Source organism: Pelomicrobium sp. G1, assembly GCF_051905455.1.
Lineage (GTDB): Bacteria > Pseudomonadota > Gammaproteobacteria > Burkholderiales > UBA6910 > Pelomicrobium.
Genome location: NZ_JBQACR010000007.1, coordinates 109682 through 126709, shown reverse-complemented (window position 1 = coordinate 126709; position 17028 = coordinate 109682). Strand labels below are relative to the sequence as shown.

General features: G+C 67.7%; 14 protein-coding genes. All 14 read left to right on the top strand.

The window, feature by feature from the left end; all coding sequences use genetic code 11:
- Positions 1-197: 197 nt before the first annotated feature.
- The 14 genes from ACTFO6_RS08760 to ACTFO6_RS08695 all read left to right on the top strand — a co-directional run bounded on the left by ACTFO6_RS08760 (position 198) and on the right by ACTFO6_RS08695 (position 17027).
- On the top strand, positions 198-1829 hold the full coding sequence (locus tag ACTFO6_RS08760) for an acyl-CoA synthetase (protein WP_439934070.1): 1632 nt from the start codon (positions 198-200) through the stop codon (positions 1827-1829).
- A 25-nt stretch (positions 1830-1854) separates the two neighbouring features.
- On the top strand, positions 1855-2607 hold the full coding sequence (locus ACTFO6_RS08755; protein ID WP_439934124.1) for an ABC transporter ATP-binding protein: 753 nt from the start codon (positions 1855-1857) through the stop codon (positions 2605-2607).
- Positions 2604-3326, top strand: a complete 723-nt coding sequence (locus ACTFO6_RS08750) for an ABC transporter ATP-binding protein (protein ID WP_439934069.1) — start codon at positions 2604-2606, stop codon at positions 3324-3326. Before ACTFO6_RS08755 ends, ACTFO6_RS08750 begins: the two co-directional genes overlap by 4 nt.
- 27 nt (positions 3327-3353) lie before the next feature.
- Positions 3354-4571: an ABC transporter substrate-binding protein gene (locus ACTFO6_RS08745; RefSeq protein ID WP_439934068.1), complete on the top strand. Its 1218-nt coding sequence runs from the start codon at positions 3354-3356 to the stop codon at positions 4569-4571.
- A 93-nt stretch (positions 4572-4664) separates the two neighbouring features.
- Positions 4665-5549, top strand: a complete 885-nt coding sequence (locus ACTFO6_RS08740; RefSeq protein ID WP_439934067.1) for a branched-chain amino acid ABC transporter permease — start codon at positions 4665-4667, stop codon at positions 5547-5549.
- A 1-nt stretch (position 5550) separates the two neighbouring features.
- Positions 5551-6570 carry a branched-chain amino acid ABC transporter permease gene (locus tag ACTFO6_RS08735; protein ID WP_439934066.1) on the top strand — a complete coding sequence of 340 codons (1020 nt, stop codon included), beginning with the start codon at positions 5551-5553 and terminating at the stop codon, positions 6568-6570.
- Between the two features lie 5 nt (positions 6571-6575).
- Positions 6576-7325, top strand: coding sequence for an electron transfer flavoprotein subunit beta/FixA family protein (locus ACTFO6_RS08730; RefSeq protein WP_439934065.1), 750 nt, complete (start codon positions 6576-6578; stop codon positions 7323-7325).
- Positions 7326-8279 (top strand): electron transfer flavoprotein subunit alpha/FixB family protein, encoded by a 954-nt coding sequence (locus tag ACTFO6_RS08725; RefSeq protein ID WP_439934064.1) that lies wholly within the window; start codon positions 7326-7328, stop codon positions 8277-8279.
- A 42-nt stretch (positions 8280-8321) separates the two neighbouring features.
- Positions 8322-10115 carry an acyl-CoA dehydrogenase gene (locus tag ACTFO6_RS08720; RefSeq protein WP_439934123.1) on the top strand — a complete coding sequence of 598 codons (1794 nt, stop codon included), beginning with the start codon at positions 8322-8324 and terminating at the stop codon, positions 10113-10115.
- Positions 10116-10219: 104 nt separating this feature from the next.
- Positions 10220-10963: a TetR/AcrR family transcriptional regulator gene (locus tag ACTFO6_RS08715; protein ID WP_439934063.1), complete on the top strand. Its 744-nt coding sequence runs from the start codon at positions 10220-10222 to the stop codon at positions 10961-10963.
- 69 nt (positions 10964-11032) lie between these two features.
- Positions 11033-13504: an acyl-CoA dehydrogenase gene (locus ACTFO6_RS08710; protein WP_439934062.1), complete on the top strand. Its 2472-nt coding sequence runs from the start codon at positions 11033-11035 to the stop codon at positions 13502-13504.
- Complete coding sequence (locus ACTFO6_RS08705; protein WP_439934061.1) at positions 13501-14286, top strand: enoyl-CoA hydratase/isomerase family protein; 786 nt, start codon at positions 13501-13503, stop codon at positions 14284-14286. Before ACTFO6_RS08710 ends, ACTFO6_RS08705 begins: the two co-directional genes overlap by 4 nt.
- A 91-nt stretch (positions 14287-14377) precedes the next feature.
- Positions 14378-15199, top strand: coding sequence for an SDR family oxidoreductase (locus ACTFO6_RS08700; protein ID WP_439934060.1), 822 nt, complete (start codon positions 14378-14380; stop codon positions 15197-15199).
- Between the two features lie 10 nt (positions 15200-15209).
- Entirely contained in the window at positions 15210-17027 is a 1818-nt protein-coding gene (locus ACTFO6_RS08695) for an AMP-dependent synthetase/ligase (RefSeq protein WP_439934059.1), read from the top strand.
- Position 17028 lies beyond the last annotated feature (1 nt).

Here is a 17028-nt window from a genome sequence, read left to right as displayed (position 1 = left end):
TCATGTCTGTCAAACCAGTCAAACCGGCGCCCAACGAGCCTCAGGTAAAAAAGAAAGCATCCCCTGCTGGGACCGGACGATTTCGATTGAGCCTTCGGTCTCATGGTGACGGACCATGGACCGCTGTCCCGAGCGCCGTCATACACCTTAAAGGGACGCTCGGTAACGATGCCCTTCAGCGCATCGAAGGAGGAGGGATGACCCGCGTGAATCCTTACAACGTGGCGCTGGACCGCAATCCGGCGAACTACACGCCCCTTTCCCCTTTAAGCTTCCTGGAGTGGGCGGCCTACGTCTATCCGAAGCGGCCGTCGGTGATCCACGGCGAGCGCAGGATGACCTGGGCCGAGACCTACGCCCGCTGCCGGCGCCTCGCCTCGGCGCTGCAGCGCCGCGGCGTGGGGGAAGGGGACACGGTGGCCGTCATGGCCCCCAACATCCCCGCCATGGTGGAGGCCCACTTCGGCCCCGCCATGATCGGCGCCGTGCTCAATACCCTCAACACGCGCCTCGACGCCGAGGCCATCGCCTTCATGCTCCAGCACGGCGAAGCCAAGGTGCTGATCACCGACCGGGAGTTCTCCCCCACGATCGCCAAGGCCCTGGCCAGGCTGGAGAAGCGCCCCCTGGTGATCGACATCGACGACCCGGAGTACCAGGGGCCCGGCGAGCGCCTGGGGGAGAAGGAGTACGAGGCGTTCATGGAGGAGGGCGATCCCGAGTTCCGCTGGTCGCTGCCCTCCGACGAGTGGAACGCCATCGCCCTCAATTACACTTCGGGCACCACGGGAAATCCCAAGGGCGTGGTCTATCACCACCGGGGCGCCTATCTCAACGCCATCAGCAACATCCTGGTGTGGGGCATGCCCCATCACGCCGTGTACCTGTGGACGCTGCCCATGTTCCACTGCAACGGCTGGTGCTTCCCCTGGACTATGGCCGCCAACGTGGGCGTGAACGTGTGCCTGCGCAGGGTGGAGATCGGGCGCATGCTGGAGCTGATCCGCCGGCACCGGGTGACCCATTATTGCGGCGCTCCCATCGTGCACGCCATGTTCATCAACGCCCCCGACGAGCTGCGCCGCGGCATCGACCACACGGTCTACGGCATGATCGCGGGCGCCGCGCCCCCGGCGGCGGTGATCGAGGGCATGGAGCGCATCGGCTTTAACATCACCCACGTCTACGGGCTCACCGAGACCTACGGCCCGGCGGCGGTGTGCGCCAAGCACCCCGAGTGGGAATCCCTTTCGCTGGCCGAGCGCACCCGCATGAACGGTCGCCAGGGTGTGCGCTATCCCACCCAGCAGGGCATGACAGTGATGGACCCCCGCACCATGGAGGAGGTGCCGCGCGACGGCGAAACCATGGGGGAGATCATGTTCCGCGGCAACATCACCATGAAGGGCTACCTCAAGAACCCCAAGGCCACCGCGGAAGCGTTCGCCGGCGGCTGGTTCCACACCGGGGATCTCGCGGTGATGGAGCCGGACGGCTACGTGAGGATCAAGGACCGCTCCAAGGACATCATCATTTCCGGGGGCGAGAACATCTCCTCCATCGAGGTCGAGGATACCCTTTACCGCCATCCAGCGGTGCTGGCCGCGGCGGTGGTGGCCAAGCCCGACGAGAAATGGGGCGAAACCCCGTGCGCCTTCGTCGAGCTCAAGCCTGGGGCCAGCGTCACGGAGCACGAGCTGATCGAGTTCTGCCGCCAGAACCTGGCCCATTTCAAGTGCCCGAGGACGGTGGTGTTCGGGCCGCTGCCCAAGACCTCTACGGGAAAGATCCAGAAATTCATGCTCCGGGAGCGGGCGAAGGCGCTGTGACCCGCGGGGAAGACAAGCCATGGCGGTGAACGGGGAGATCATTCTCGAAACGCGGGGCCTCACCAAGGAGTTCAAGGGCTTCGTCGCCGTGGACGGCGTGAACCTCAAGGTCCGGCGCGGCACCATCCACGCCCTGATCGGGCCCAACGGGGCGGGCAAGACCACGGTCTTCAACCTGCTCACCAAGTTCCTCGAGCCCACCAGGGGGACCATCCTGTACAACGGGGAGGACATCACCCGGGAGAAGCCGGCCCAGATCGCCCGCCGGGGGATCGTGCGCTCCTTCCAGATCTCGGCGGTGTTCCCCCACCTCACGGTGCTGGAGAACGTGCGGGTGGCGCTGCAGCGCAGGCTCGGCACCTCCTTCCATTTCTGGCGCTCGGAGAAAAGCCTGGAGGTCTTGGACGACCGGGCGCTGGAGCTGCTCGCCGCCGTGGACCTACAGGACTACGCCCACACCGTCACCGTGGAGCTGCCCTACGGGCGCAAGCGGGCCCTGGAGCTCGCCACCACCCTGGCGTTGGAACCGGACCTGATGCTGCTGGACGAGCCGACCCAGGGCATGGGCCACGAGGACGTGGGACGCGTGGCGGAGCTGATCAAGCGGGTCTCCGCCAACCGCACCGTCCTCATGGTGGAGCACAACCTGAACGTGGTGGCCCAGCTCTCCGACACCATCACCGTGCTGAACCGGGGACAAGTGCTGGCCGAGGGGAGCTACGAGGAGGTCTCCAACGACCCGAAGGTCCTGGAAGCCTACGTGGGGACGGCCCAATGACCAGCGCGTTCAAACCCGACGTGGAGATGCTGCGGGTCTCCGACCTGCACGCCTTCTACGGCGAATCCCACATCCTGCACGGGATCGACTTCGTGGTGAACCGGGGCGAGCTGGTGACGCTTCTCGGCCGCAACGGCGCCGGCCGCACCACCACCCTCAAGGCGATCCTGGGTCTTGTGGACCGGCGCACGGGCTCGGTCATGATCAACGGCCGGGAAGCGATCAGCCTTCCGCCCCACCGGATCGCCCACCTGGGCGTCGGCTACTGCCCCGAAGAGCGGGGCATCTACGCCAGCCTCACCTGCGAGGAGAACCTGCTGCTGCCGCCGATGGTGTCGAGCGGCGGCATGAGCCTCGAGGAGATCTACGAGATGTTCCCCAACTTGAAGGAGCGCCGCCACAGCATGGGCGGGCGGCTCTCCGGCGGGGAACGGCAGATGCTGGCCATGGCCCGGATCCTGCGCACGGGAGCGCGGCTCCTGCTCCTGGACGAGATCACCGAGGGCCTGGCCCCGGTCATCGTGCAGACCCTGGGACGGGTGCTGCGCCAGCTCAAGGACAAAGGATTCACCATCGTGCTGGTGGAGCAGAACTTCCGCTTCGCCGCGCCGCTGGCCGATCGCCATTACGTGATCGAGCACGGGCGTATCCTGGACATGGTGAGTAAGGAGGAGCTGGAAGCGAAGATGGATCTGTTGCACGACTATTTGGGTGTCTGACAACCCTGACTGGGAGAGGAGAAAGCGATGAAACGGAAGCTGATGAGCGTGCTGGTGGCGGCGGGGCTGCTGGCGGTCAACCCCGCGGCGCTGGCCCAGCAGAAGATCTCCGACGGCGTGGTGAAGATCGGCGTCCTCACGGACATGTCCGGAACCTACTCGGACTTGGCCGGGCCGGGGTCGCTCCTGGCGGTGGAGATGGCGGTCAAGGACTTCGTCGAGAAGGAAAAACCTAACTTCAAGATCGAGATCGTCTCCGCCGACCACCAGAACAAGGGGGACATCTCCGCCAACAAGGCGCGGGAGTGGTTCGACCGGGACAAGGTGGACGTGATCGTGGACCTGGTCACCACGTCCACCGCTCTCGCGGTGATGAAAGTCGCCAAGGAGAAGAACAAGATCACCCTGGTCTCGGGGGCCGCCTCTACGCCCATCACCAACGAGCAGTGCACCGACACCAACGTGCACTGGACCTATGACACCTACGCCCTGGCCGTGGGCACCGGCCGCGCGGTGGTGGAGCAAGGGGGCAAGAGCTGGTTCTTCTTGACCGCCGACTACGCCTTCGGCCACTCCCTGGAGCGGGACACCGCGGCCATCGTGGAGAAGATGGGGGGCAAGGTGCTGGGCAGCGTGCGCCATCCGTTCCCGGCCCAGGACTTCTCCTCCTTCCTGCTCAGAGCCCAGGCTTCTGGAGCCCAGGTCATCGGCCTAGCCAATGCCGGAAACGACACGATCAACGCCATCAAGCAGGCGGCCGAGTTCGGCATCACCCCCAAGCAGACGTTGGCGGGGCTTTTGATGTTCATCTCCGACGTCCATACCCTCGGGCTCAAGGCGACCCAGGGCATGTATCTGACGACCGGTTTCTATTGGGACTACAACGACGAGACCCGGGCCTGGTCGAAGCGCTTCTTCGAGGCCCGCAAGCGCATGCCCACCATGGTGCAGGCGGGGGACTACTCGGCTGTGTACCACTACCTGAAGGCGGTCAAGGCCGCGGGCACCGACGACACCATGACCGTCATGGCCAAGATGAAGGCGACCCCGGTCAACGACTTCTTCGCCAAGAACGGCAAGATCCGGTACGACGGGCGCATGGTGCACGACATGTACCTGGCTCAAGTAAAGAAGCCCGAGGAGTCCAAGTATCCCTGGGACTACTACCACATCCGCCAGGTGATCCCGGGCGACCAGGCGTTCATGCCGCTCTCCGAAAGCAAGTGCCCGCTGGTCAAGAAGTAGGCGAAGACGGCGGGGTGAAACCGGGGCGCAGCCAGGGGACCGGGAGCGGCTTCCCGCCCCGGTTTTCGCCGTCCCATTGAGCGGAGCGAAGCTATGGAGATCTTCGGCGTTCCCCTACAGGGTTTGATGGCCCAGCTCCTGATCGGGCTGATCAACGGCTCGTTCTACGCCATCCTGAGCCTGGGGCTCGCCATCATTTTCGGGATGCTCAACATCATCAACTTCGCCCACGGCGCCCAGTACATGATGGGGGCGTTCTGCGCCTGGATCGGCCTCACCTATTTCGGCATCAACTACTGGTGGGCGCTGCTGCTCTCCCCCCTGGTGGTGGGACTGACCGGCATCCTCGTCGAGCGGGCGTTTCTGCAATGGCTGTACAAGCTGGACCACCTCTACGGGCTGCTTCTCACCTTCGGCCTGGCGCTCGTCATCGAGGGCCTGTTCCGCTACCGCTTCGGCATCTCGGGCGAGCGCTATCCCGTGCCGGAGCTGCTCGCCGGCGGGATCGACCTGGGCTTTATGTTCCTGCCCGTCTACCGGGCCTGGGTGGTGGTGGCCTCCCTGGCGGTGTGCCTTCTCACCTGGTACATGATCGAGCGCACCAAGCTGGGGGCGTATCTGCGCGCCGGCACGGAAAATCCCAAGCTGCTTCAGGCGTTCGGCGTCAACGTGCCCCTGATGATCACCCTGACCTACGGCTTCGGGGTGGCGCTGGCCGCTTTCGCCGGGGTGCTGGCGGCGCCGATCTTCAACGTCAACCCGGTGATGGGCTCCAACCTGATCATCGTGGTGTTCGCCGTGGTGGTGATCGGCGGCATGGGGTCCATCCTGGGCTCCATCGTGACCGGGCTGGGACTGGGGCTGATCGAGGGCCTCACCAAGGTGTACTATCCAGAGGCCTCCGCCGTGGTGGTGTTCGTGATCATGGCCATCGTGTTGCTCATGCGCCCGGCGGGCCTGTTCGGCAAGGAGCGATAGCATGGAAGGAAGAGTCGGCAACGGCCGGGTGGCGGAAGGCGTGGCGGCTCCGGCGGCCGGTTCTAGGACGATCCGGCTTAAGGGGATCAACCGGGCCCACGCCGCCGGCTGGGGGCTGCTGGTGCTGGCCGGCCTTATCGCCCCCTTCCTGGTGTACCCGGTGTTCGTCATGAAGGTGCTGTGCTTCGCCCTCTTCGCCTCCGCCTTCAACCTGTTGCTGGGCTATACCGGGCTGCTTTCTTTCGGCCACGCCGCCTTTCTCGGCTGGGCCGGCTACATCACCGGGCACACGGTGAAGGTCATGGGGTTCCCGCCGGAGCTGGGGATCCTGGCTGGCACCGCTTTCGCGGGGCTGTTGGGCTACATCTTCGGCAGCCTGGCCATCCGGCGCTCGGGCATTTACTTCGCCATGATCACCCTGGCTCTCGCCCAGATGATGTACTTTCTGGCGCTGCAGTTTCCGTTCACCGGAGGCGAGGACGGGCTGCAAGGCGTGCCCCGGGGCACTCTGTTGGGGATCGTGGACCTGAGCCGGATGATGAACATGTATTTCTTCGTGCTCGCCGTGTTCCTGTTCGGCTTCTGGGTGATCTACCGCACCATTCATTCGCCGTTCGGACAAGTGTTGAAGGCGATCCGGGAGAACGAGCCCCGGGCCGTCTCCCTGGGTTACGACGTGGACAAGTTCAAGCTGATGGCCTTCGTGCTCTCCGCCGCCCTCTCGGGCCTGGCGGGCTCCACCAAGACCCTGGTATTCCAGCTCGCCTCCTTGACCGACGTGCACTGGCATATGTCCGGGGAGGTGGTGCTGATGACCCTGGTGGGCGGCATGGGCACGGTGTTTGGCCCGGTGGTGGGCGCCACCGTCCTAGTGACCCTGCAGAATTACGGCGCCGAGCTGGGCGAGTGGGTGACGGTCCTTACGGGGACGATTTTCGTGATCTGCGTGCTCGCGTTCCGGCGCGGGATCGTGGGTGAGCTCACGGCCATCTACCGCCGCTCGGGCATTTCCGTACGGTGAAGGCGATGAAGATCCTGGTTCCGGTCAAGCGGGTGGTGGACTACAACGTGAAGGTCCGGGTCAAGGCGGACGGCACGGGGGTGGAAACGGCCAACGTCAAGATGTCCATGAACCCCTTCGACGAAATCGCCATGGAGGAGGCGGTACGGATCAAGGAAGCGGGCAAGGCGGCCGAGATCGTGGCCGTTTCCCTGGGGGTCGCCCAGTGCCAGGAAACCCTGCGCACGGCGCTCGCCATGGGGGCGGACCGGGCCCTCCTGGTGGAGACTTCCGCCGAGCTGCAGCCCCTGGCGGTGGCCAAGCTCTTGAAGGCGATCGTGGAACGGGAGCAGCCCGGCCTGGTGATCCTGGGCAAACAGGCGATCGACGACGACGCCAACCAGACCGGGCAGATGCTGGCGGCCCTCCTCGGCTGGCCCCAGGGCACCTTCGCCTCCAAGGTGGAGCTGGGGGAGGGGCGGGTCCGGGTCACGCGGGAGATCGACGGGGGCCTGGAGACGGTGGAGTTACAGCTCCCGGCGGTGGTGACCACCGACCTGCGGTTGAACGAACCCCGTTACGTCACGCTGCCCAACATCATGAAGGCGAAGAAAAAGCCTCTGGAGGCCTTCACCCCCGAAGCCCTGGGTGTGGACGTCACGCCGCGGCTCAAGGTCCTCAAGGTGCAGGAGCCGCCCAAGCGCAAAGGGGGCGTGCGGGTGGCCGACGCGAAGGAGCTGGTGCACCGGCTCAAGCACGAAGCGAAGGTGGTCTGAATGGCGGTCCTGGTCATTGCCGAGCACGACGGTGCCGCCCTCAAGCCGGCGACCCTCAACACCCTCACCGCGGCGGCTTGCCTCGATCCGCAAGTTCACGTCCTGGTGGCCGGGTCGGCGTGCCGCCCGGTCGCCGAGGCCGCGGCGAAAGTGGAGGGGGTGGCCAAGGTGCTCCTCGCCGATGCCCCTCAGCTCAAGGACCTGCTGGCGGAGAACCTGGCCCCCCTGATCGCCCGGCTCGCCCCGGGCTACAGCCACGTCCTGGCGCCCGCCACCACCTTCGGCAAGAACGTGATGCCCCGGGCGGCGGCCCTGCTGGACGTGGCCCAGGTGTCCGATATCGTGGCGATCGAGTCCCCTGACACCTTCGTGCGGCCCATTTATGCCGGTAACGCGCTCGCCACGGTGCAGGCGACCGATCCCGTCAAGGTAATCACGGTGCGCACCACCGCCTTCGAGGCTGCGCCCCGGGAGGGTGGGGCCGCCACCATCGAGGCGGTGGAAGCGCCTCCGGACGCGGGCCTTTCCCGGCTGCTGGGGCAGGAGCTCACCCGCTCGGCCCGCCCCGAGCTCACCGCCGCCCGGGTGGTCGTCGCCGGTGGCCGGGCTCTCGGGAGCGCGGAGAACTTCATGAAGCTGCTCGAGCCCCTGGCGGATAAGCTCAACGCCGCCATCGGCGCCTCCCGCGCCGCCGTGGACGCGGGCTTCGTACCCAACGACTACCAGGTGGGGCAGACCGGCAAGGTGGTGGCCCCGGAGCTCTACATCGCGGTGGGCATCTCGGGGGCGATCCAGCACCTGGCGGGGATGAAGGACTCCAAGGTGATCGTGGCCATCAACAAGGACGCGGACGCCCCCATTTTCCAGGTGGCCGACTACGGGCTGGTGGCCGATATTTTCCAGGCGGTGCCCGAGCTGGTGAAGGAGCTGGAGGCCGCTGCAGGCCAAACGTAGTGGCGCGCAGGCGCAGGCGAGCCTTTTTGTGGGAGTTGCATGATGAGCACGTACATCGCGCCTCTCCAGGACATGCGCTTCGTGCTGGAGGAGCTGGCGGGGCTGCCTGAGGTGGCGGCGCTGCCGGGCTACGAGGAGGTCACCCCGGACCTGGTGGGCGCCATCCTCCAGGAGGCGGCCCGGTTCGCGGCCGAAGTGCTCGCCCCCCTGAACGCCGTGGGGGACCGGCACGGCAGCCGCCTCGAAGGCGGCCGGGTGGTCACCCCGCCGGGCTTTCGCGATGCCTACCGGCGCTTCGTGGCGGCCGGCTGGAACGGGCTGGACGCCGATCCCCGCTTCGGCGGCCAGGGCCTGCCGCAACTGGTGGCGAAGCCCGTGCACGAGATGTGGAAGTCGGCCAACCTGGCCTTTTCCCTCTGCCCCATGCTCACCGCGGCGGCGGCCAAGGCGATCCAGGCCCACGGCTCGGAAGCCCAGCAGGAGACCTTCCTGCCCAAACTGGTCTCGGGGGAATGGACCGGCACCATGAACTTGACGGAGCCCCAGGCGGGCTCCGACCTCTCGGCGGTGCGCACCCGGGCGATTCCCCAGGGGGATCACTACCGCATCCGGGGGACCAAGATCTTCATCACCTGGGGCGAGCACGACCTGGCGGAGAACATCGTCCACATGGTGCTTGCAAGACTCCCCGACGCCCCCGAAGGGGTGAAGGGGATCTCCCTCTTCATCGTGCCCAAGTTCCTGGTGAACCGGGACGGCAGCCTGGGGCCGCGCAACGACGTGCAGGCGGTGTCCCTGGAGCACAAGATGGGCATCCACGCAAGCCCCACCGCGGTGATGGCTTACGGGGAGAACGAGGGCGCCGTCGGCTACCTGGTGGGCGAGCCCCACCGGGGGCTCGAATACATGTTCACCATGATGAACAACGCCCGCCTGGCGGTGGGTCTCGAAGGGGTGGCCATTTCCGAGCGGGCGTACCAGCAGGCCGCGGCCTACGCCAAGGAGCGGGTGCAGGGCCGCCCAGCGGGACGCGAGAGCGAGGAGCGGGTGCCCATCATCCATCACCCGGACGTGCGGCGCATGTTGATGAGCATGAGGGCCCAGGTGGAGGCGATGCGCTCGCTCGCCTACTTCGCCTCCGGGCTCCTCGACCGGGCGGAGCGCCATCCGGATCCCGCGGCCCGGCGGGAGGCCCAGGCCCTGGTGGATCTCCTCACTCCGGTGGTGAAGGGCTGGTGCACCGAGCAGTCGGTGGAGGTCGCATCCACCGGCATCCAGGTGCACGGGGGCATGGGCTACATCGAGGAGACCGGCGCCTGCCAGCACCTGCGGGACGCCCGCATCACCCCCATTTACGAGGGCACGACCGGCATCCAGGCGAACGATCTCATGGGGCGCAAGCTCGTGCGCGACGGAGGCGCCACCGCCACCGCCTTCATCCGGCGCATGCGCGCCGACGCGGAGGCCCTGGCGCGGGCGGGCGACGCGGAGCTCGCGCCTGTGGCCCAGGGGCTGGCCCGAGGCCTCGAGGCCCTGGAGGAGGCGAGCCGTTGGCTGCTCCGGGTGCATCCCGAGCGGCCCGCCGCCGCGGCCGCCGGCTCGGTTCCCTACCTCAAGCTTTTCGGCTGGGTGGCCGGGGGCTGGCTGCTGGCGAGGGCGGCCAAGGTGGCGGGGGAGCGCCTGCAGGACCCGCAAGCCGACGAGGCCTGGTGCCGGGCCAAGCGGGTGACGGCCCGCTTCTACGCCGAGCATTGCCTGCCCCAGGCCCAGGCCCTGGCCCTCGCCATCACCCGGGGGGCCGACAGCGTGCTGGCGCTGGACGCCTCGGCGTTCTAGCCCGCCGGCCGCTTCCCCGGCTTAGCGGAAAAATCTAAATCTCCTTGACGCCGTCGCACCGTTGCGCCATAATTCAAACGTTCGTTTGAAGCGAACGTTCGACCATGCCCTCCAGAACTCCCCTGCCTTGCGACGATGCCCCGGATGCGGCCTCACCGGAGCGGGCCGCCGACGCCAACACCAAGGACCGGATCCTGGACGCCGCCGAGGCGCTATTCATGGAACGGGGGTTCGTCGCCACTTCCTTGCGCATGATCACCGCCCGGGCGGGGGTGAACCTGGCGGCGGTGAACTATCACTTCGGTTCCAAGGAAGAATTGATCAAGGCCGTGTTCAGCCGGCGCCTCGGCCCCCTAAACCAGGAGCGAGTGGCGATCCTGGATCAGCTGGAACGGGAGGCCGAAGGCAAGCCCTTGCCGCCGGAAAAGATCCTGGAGGCGTTCCTGTGCGCCTCTCTGCGCCTTTCGCGGGACCCCCTGCGGGGCGGCGCGGTGTTTCTGCGATTGCTAGGGCAGGCCTTCGCCGAGCCGGCCGAGTACATGCGCAACTTCCTTCCCGAGCAGTACCGGGAGGTGGTGACTCGCTACAAGGCGGCCTTCGCCCGGGCGCTGCCCCAGATCCCCGAGGAGGAGCTGGTGTGGCGGCTACACTTCCTGTTCGGCGCCATCGCCTACAGCATGGCGGGCCACGACGCCCTGCGCTTAATCTGCAGCTACTCCCTGGAGGGCAGCGACCGGCCCGAGACCATCATCCGGCACCTGATCCCCTTCGCCGTGGGGGGGCTCACGGCCCCGCTGCCCCGGCCCCGGGTGGTGGAGCAGGCGAAAGGGAAGCGCAAGCGGGCTTGACGCGCCGGCGCGGGATGAGCCCGCAGAAGGGAGTCGTCGGGCTGGGTTGAAACACCATCGGAGGAAGACATGGCAACCGTTGCTTGGATCGTGGTTCTCGTCGCCCTGGGGGCGGGGCTGGCGATGCGCCGGGCCTCCGGGCTCGCCTGGGCCGGGGCGGTCCTCGCCGCGTTCGTCTTCGTGGCCCTAGGGGGAGGGGCTGCATGGCTCGTGTGGCTCCTGGCGCTGCTGGCCCTGGCGGCCGTGGCCCTCAACGTGACGCCACTGCGCCGGGCGCTCGCGAGCGACCGGCTATTCGACGGCTTCAAGAAGGCCTTGCCCCAGGTGTCCTCCACCGAGCAGGAAGCCCTGGAGGCGGGCACCGTGTGGTGGGACGGGGAGCTCTTCAGCGGCCGGCCCGACTGGAAAAAGCTCCTGGCCGTCCCCAAGCCTCGGCTCTCCGAGGAGGAAGATGCCTTCCTGGAGGGCCCGGTGGAGGAGCTGTGCGCCCTGGTGGACGAATGGCGCGTCACCCACGAGTGGTACGACCTTCCGCCCTCGGTGTGGCAGTTCATCAAGGATAAGGGCTTCCTGGGGATGATCATCCCCAAGGAGTACGGCGGTCTCGGGTTCTCGGCCCTCGCCCATTCCGAAATCATCGCCAAGCTTTCGAGCCGCAGCGGCACCGCCGCCGTCACGGTGATGGTGCCCAACTCCCTGGGCCCGGCGGAGTTGCTCCTCCACTACGGTACTGAGGAACAGAAGGCCTATTACCTGCCGCGCCTGGCCCGGGGCGAAGAGATTCCCTGCTTCGCCCTCACGGGCCCCGAGGCCGGCTCCGACGCCAGCTCCATCCCCGACTTCGGCATCGTGGGCCACGGGGAGCACGAGGGGCGCGAAGTCCTGGGCATCCGGCTCACCTGGGAGAAGCGCTACATCACCCTGGGTCCCGTGGCGACCCTGCTGGGCCTCGCTTTCCGCCTGTACGATCCGGACCGGCTGCTCGGGGACAAGGAGGATATCGGCATCACCCTGGCCCTGGTGCCCACCCGGCACCCGGGCGTCCACATCGGGCGCCGGCATCTGCCCTTGAACGCCGCCTTCCAGAACGGCCCCACCTGGGGCAAGGACGTGTTCATCCCCCTGGACTGGGTGATCGGCGGCCGCGACCGGGTGGGTCAGGGCTGGCGCATGCTGATGGAATGCCTGGCGGCCGGCCGCTCCATTTCCCTGCCGGCTTCCGCCACGGGCGGCGCCAAGCTCGCCGCCCGGGTGAGCGGCGCCTACGCCCGGGTCAGGGTGCAGTTCAAAACCCCCATCGGGCGCTTCGAGGGGGTGGAGGAGGCCCTCGCCCGCATCGCTGGCCACACCTACGTGATGGACGCGGCACGCCGGATGACCGCGGGCGCAGTGGACCTGGGGGAGAAGCCGTCGGTGGTCTCGGCCATCTGCAAGTACCACCTGACCGAGCGGGGGCGTCAGGTGATCAACGACGCCATGGATGTGCACGGGGGCAAGGGCATCTGCCTTGGCCCCCGCAACCTCCTGGGCCGGCCCTACCAGCACACCCCCATCGGCATCACAGTGGAGGGGGCCAATATCCTCACCCGCAGCATGATCATCTTCGGCCAGGGCGCCATTCGCTGCCATCCTTACGTACTCAAGGAAATCGCCGCCATCCGGGAAACCGACCCGGAGAAGGCCTGCGCCGCCTTCGACCAAGCCCTGTGGAGCCACATCGGTTTCTTTCTTTCCAACGCCGTGGGCAGCTTTATCTTCGGGCTCACCGACGGCCGCGGCGCCGGTGCGCCGGGAGCCCCGGCGCTGGCCCGGTATTACGAGAAGCTCGCCCGCTACTCGGCCGCCCTGGCCTTCGCCGCCGACCTGGCCATGCTCACCCTGGGCGGGTCCCTGAAGCGCCGGGAGTGCATCTCCGCCCGCCTGGGGGATGTGTTGAGCCAGCTTTACCTGGGCTCGGCGGTGCTCAAGCGCTTTGAGGACGACGGCCGGCCGGCGGAAGACCTGCCCCTCGCCCGCTGGGGGTTGGAGGACATCCTCCATCGCATCGAGGACGCCTTCGCCGGGCTGATCCAGAACTTCCCCAACCGCCCCGCGGCCTGGCTGCTGCGGGCGGTGACTCTGCCCCTCGGCCGGCGGCAGGCGCCCCCCGGCGACCGGCTGGGCCACGAGGTGGCGGAGCGGCTGCTCGCACCTAGTGCCGTCCGGGACCGGCTTACCGCCGGCATGTACCTGCCCAAGGCGGCGGCAGAGCCCCTCGCCCAGCTCGAGCGGGCGCTGGAAGCGGCCATCCGGGCCGAGCCCGTGGAGGCGAAGCTGCGCGCCGCCGCGAAGGAAGGGGCGCTTGCCTCCCGGGGCCGGGAGGACGAGGCGAAGCTCGCTCTGGAGCAGGGCGTCATCACCCCCGAAGAGTTCGACGCGCTGGTAGAGGCCCGGGCGCTGCGGCGAGAGGTGATCATGGTGGACGACTTCCCGCCGGACTTCGGGATCGCCAGGAAGTCCGAGGCGGCGGCCCAGACCGTTGGAGCGAGGAAGACGGCGTGAGGGAAAGCGTGCGTCTCGAGCGGGACGGGGCGGTGGCCGCCATCGTGCTCCATCGCCCGCAGGCGCTGAATGCCCTGGACGGAGAAATGATGGCTCAGTTGCGTTTCGCGGCAGAGCAGGTGGAAGCGGACGCGTCGGTGCGGGCTGTGGTGATCCGGGGAGAGGGGCCGGCGTTCCTGGCGGGGGGCGACGTGAAGCTGTTCCACCGGCGCATCCAGGAGCTTCCGGCCCTGATCCTGGCGGTGGGCCCGGACCTCAACGCCGCCGTGCTGGCCCTGCGGCGCATGGGCAAGCCCGTGCTGGCCAGCGTCCACGGCGCCGTGGCCGGGGCCGGGGTAAGCCTCGTGGCGGCGGCCGATCTCGCCATCGCTGCGGACGACGCCCGCTTCACCCTGGCCTACAGCCGCATCGGCGCGTGCCCCGACGGGGGAGCCACCTACTGCTTGCCCCGGCTCGTGGGGGAGAAAAAGGCCCTGGAGCTCATGTTCCTGTCGGAGGCCTTCGACGCCGCGACGGCCAAGGCGCTGGGCCTGGTGAACTGGGTGGTGCCCGCGGCCACGCTGCAGGCGAAGACCCGGGAGATCGCCGCCCGTCTCGCCGAAGGCCCGACCTTCGCCTACGGGGAGACCAAGGCCCTGGTGTATGGGCTGCAGGACGGCGCCCTGGCCCGGCGGATGGAGGAGGAAAACCGGGCGTTCGCCCGCTGCGCCGCCACCGCCGACATGGCGGAGGGCGTGGCCGCGTTCGTGGAAAAGCGCGCGCCGCGGTTTGTGGGCGAGTGAATCAAAGCATGAACCGCAGAGGCACAAAGGAAGAAATAATTCTTTCTTCTTTTCTCTGTGTGCGGCTGTGTTTCTGCGGTAGAGGGAAAACATGCGTACACTGAAAGGCAAGACGGTCTTCATCACCGGCGCAAGCCGCGGCATCGGCCGGGAGATCGCCCTGCGCTTCGCCCGGGACGGGGCGCAGGTGGTGGTCACCGGCAAGACCGCCGAGCCCCATCCGAAGCTCAAGGGGACCATTTATAGCGTAGCGGAGGAAGTGGAGCGCGAGGGCGGCCGGGCCCTCGCCTTGCAGCTCGACGTGCGCGACGACGCGGCGCTGCGGCAGGCCGTGGAACGGGCGGCCGAGCGCTTCGGCGGCATCGACGTGCTGGTGAACAACGCCAGCGCCATCTCCCTCACCGGGATGCTGGAGACGCCCATGAAGCGCTTCGATCTCATGATGGCGGTCAACCTGCGCGCTACCTTCGCCGCGTCGCAAACTTGCGTGCCTTATCTCAAACGCTCGGTGAACCCCCACATCCTCACCCTGTCGCCGCCCCTCAACCTGGACCCCCGCTGGTTCAAGGACCACCTGGCTTACACCATCTCCAAGTACGGGATGAGCCTGTGTACCCTGGGCATGGCGGCGGAGCTCGCCCCCGACGGGATCGCCGTGAATTCCCTGTGGCCGAAGACCATCATCGCCACGGCGGCGATCGAGTTCAATTTCCCGCCACAGCTCCTCGCCCGCAGCCGCACGCCGGCCATCGTGGCCGACGCCGCCTACGCCATCGTCACCCAGGACAGCCGGCGGGTGACAGGCAACTTCTTCCTCGACGAGGACGTGCTGCGGGCCGAGGGTGTCGAGGACTTCCAGGGCTACGCCGTGAACCCCGGACAATCCTTGTTTCCGGATCTGTTCGTCGACTGAGGAGGGATCCATGGACAGGCCCGCATTCGCCAACGTGGACATCATTCCCCTGGAGGAGGCGACGACCCTCTCCGCGCTGTTCCGCGCCCGCGTGGCCCGCTCGGGGCAAGCCGTCGCCTACCGGGAATACGATCCCGCCGCGGGCGCCTGGCAGGGTTACACCTGGAACCAGATGGAGGCGGAGGTCGCCCGCTGGCAGGCGGCCATGGGGCGGGACGGGCTCAAGCCCGGCGACCGGGTCGCCATCATGCTGCCCAACGGCACCGCCTGGGTGAAGTTCGACCAGGCGGCGTTGGGGCTCGGGCTGGTGGTGGTGCCCCTCTACACCTCCGACCGCCCGGACAACGTGGCCTACGTGGTGCGGGACTCGGGGGCCAAGCTCCTGCTCTTCGAGGGCATGGAGCAATGGCAGGCGCTGGCGGAGGTGAAGGACCAGCTCGAGGGCTTGGTGCGGTTGCTGAGCTTGAAGCCCCTGGGGGGCGCCGGGGACGATTCGCGGCTCATGGCCGTGGACGACTGGCTGCCCGATCGGGCCGGGGCGGCCCGCAGCCTGCCGGTGGATCCCGATGCCCTCGCCACCATCGTCTACACCTCCGGCACCACCGGGCGGCCCAAAGGGGTAATGCTTTCCCACCGCAACATTCTCAGCAACGCCGCGGCCTGCCTCAAGACCATGGAGGTGACCACCCAGGACCTGATGCTCTCCTTCCTGCCCCTGTCCCACACCTTCGAGCGCACCGTGGGCTATTACCTCGCCATCATGTCCGGAACGCCGGTAGCCTACGCCCGCTCGGTGCAGTCGCTTGGGGAGGATCTCCAGCAGGTGCGGCCCACCCTGCTCATCACGGTGCCGCGCATCTTCGAGCGGGTCTATTCGGCCCTCCGCCAGAAGCTCGCCGAGTCGCCCGCCCCCCGGCGCAAGCTGTTCGAGCTGGCGGTGGAGGTGGGCTACGCCCGGTTCGAGCACGCCCAGGGACGGGGGGCTCTGCATCCCATGAACTTCCTTTGGCCGGTGCTCAAGCGCCTGGTGGCGGACAAGGTGCTGGAGCGGCTGGGAGGACGGGTGCGGGCGGCCATCTGCGGCGGCGCCGCCCTCTCGCCCGAGATCTCCCGGGTCTTCATCGGCCTCGGGCTGCCGGTGCTCCAGGGCTACGGGCTCACCGAAGCGAGCCCCGTGGTCACCGCCAACCGGCTGGACGACAACGTGCCTGAGAGCGTGGGCCTACCGCTGCCGGGAGTCGAGGTCAGGTTGGGGGACAAGGAAGCCCTCCTGGTGCGCGGGCCCAATGTCATGCTGGGCTACTGGAACAACAAGGAGGCCACCCGGGCGGTGCTGAGCGAGGACGGCTGGCTCAACACGGGCGACACCGCCCGCCTGGACGAGGCGACCCGTGTGTACATCACGGGCCGGCTCAAGGACATCATCGTGCTCTCCACGGGGGAGAAGGTGCCGCCGGTGGACATGGAGACGGCCATCCTGCGCGATCCCCTGTTCGAACAGGTGATGGTGCTGGGCGAGGGCCGGCCGTACCTTTCCGTGCTGGCGGTGCTGAACCCCGACCGCTGGCAAGCGCTGGCGAGGGAGCTTGGGCTCAATCCCCATTCCCAGGCGGATCTGCGCAGCGAGAAGCTCGAGGCGGTGATCCTCCAGCGCATCGCCCGGCAGGTGAAAGACTTTCCGGGCTACGCCCAGGTCCGGCGAGCCGCCGTGCTCCTCGAGCCGTGGACCGTGGAGAACGGCATGCTGACCCCCACCATGAAGGTGCGGCGCGCCAAAGTGCTGGAGCGTCACGGGGACGTCGTCGCTGCTCTATACAAAGGCCACTGAC

Excerpts from the sequence above, each read along its gene's own strand:
- ACTFO6_RS08695 (WP_439934059.1), top strand. The coding sequence starts at position 15,210 with ATGGACAGGCCCGCATTCGCCAACGTGGACATCATTCCCCTGGAGGAG.
- ACTFO6_RS08735 (WP_439934066.1), top strand. The coding sequence starts at position 5,551 with ATGGAAGGAAGAGTCGGCAACGGCCGGGTGGCGGAAGGCGTGGCGGCT.
- ACTFO6_RS08745 (WP_439934068.1), top strand. The coding sequence starts at position 3,354 with ATGAAACGGAAGCTGATGAGCGTGCTGGTGGCGGCGGGGCTGCTGGCG.
- ACTFO6_RS08760 (WP_439934070.1), top strand. The coding sequence starts at position 198 with ATGACCCGCGTGAATCCTTACAACGTGGCGCTGGACCGCAATCCGGCG.
- ACTFO6_RS08710 (WP_439934062.1), top strand. The coding sequence starts at position 11,033 with ATGGCAACCGTTGCTTGGATCGTGGTTCTCGTCGCCCTGGGGGCGGGG.
- ACTFO6_RS08750 (WP_439934069.1), top strand. The coding sequence starts at position 2,604 with ATGACCAGCGCGTTCAAACCCGACGTGGAGATGCTGCGGGTCTCCGAC.
- ACTFO6_RS08720 (WP_439934123.1), top strand. The coding sequence starts at position 8,322 with ATGAGCACGTACATCGCGCCTCTCCAGGACATGCGCTTCGTGCTGGAG.
- ACTFO6_RS08700 (WP_439934060.1), top strand. The coding sequence starts at position 14,378 with ATGCGTACACTGAAAGGCAAGACGGTCTTCATCACCGGCGCAAGCCGC.
- ACTFO6_RS08715 (WP_439934063.1), top strand. The coding sequence starts at position 10,220 with ATGCCCTCCAGAACTCCCCTGCCTTGCGACGATGCCCCGGATGCGGCC.
- ACTFO6_RS08740 (WP_439934067.1), top strand. The coding sequence starts at position 4,665 with ATGGAGATCTTCGGCGTTCCCCTACAGGGTTTGATGGCCCAGCTCCTG.
- ACTFO6_RS08725 (WP_439934064.1), top strand. The coding sequence starts at position 7,326 with ATGGCGGTCCTGGTCATTGCCGAGCACGACGGTGCCGCCCTCAAGCCG.
- ACTFO6_RS08730 (WP_439934065.1), top strand. The coding sequence starts at position 6,576 with ATGAAGATCCTGGTTCCGGTCAAGCGGGTGGTGGACTACAACGTGAAG.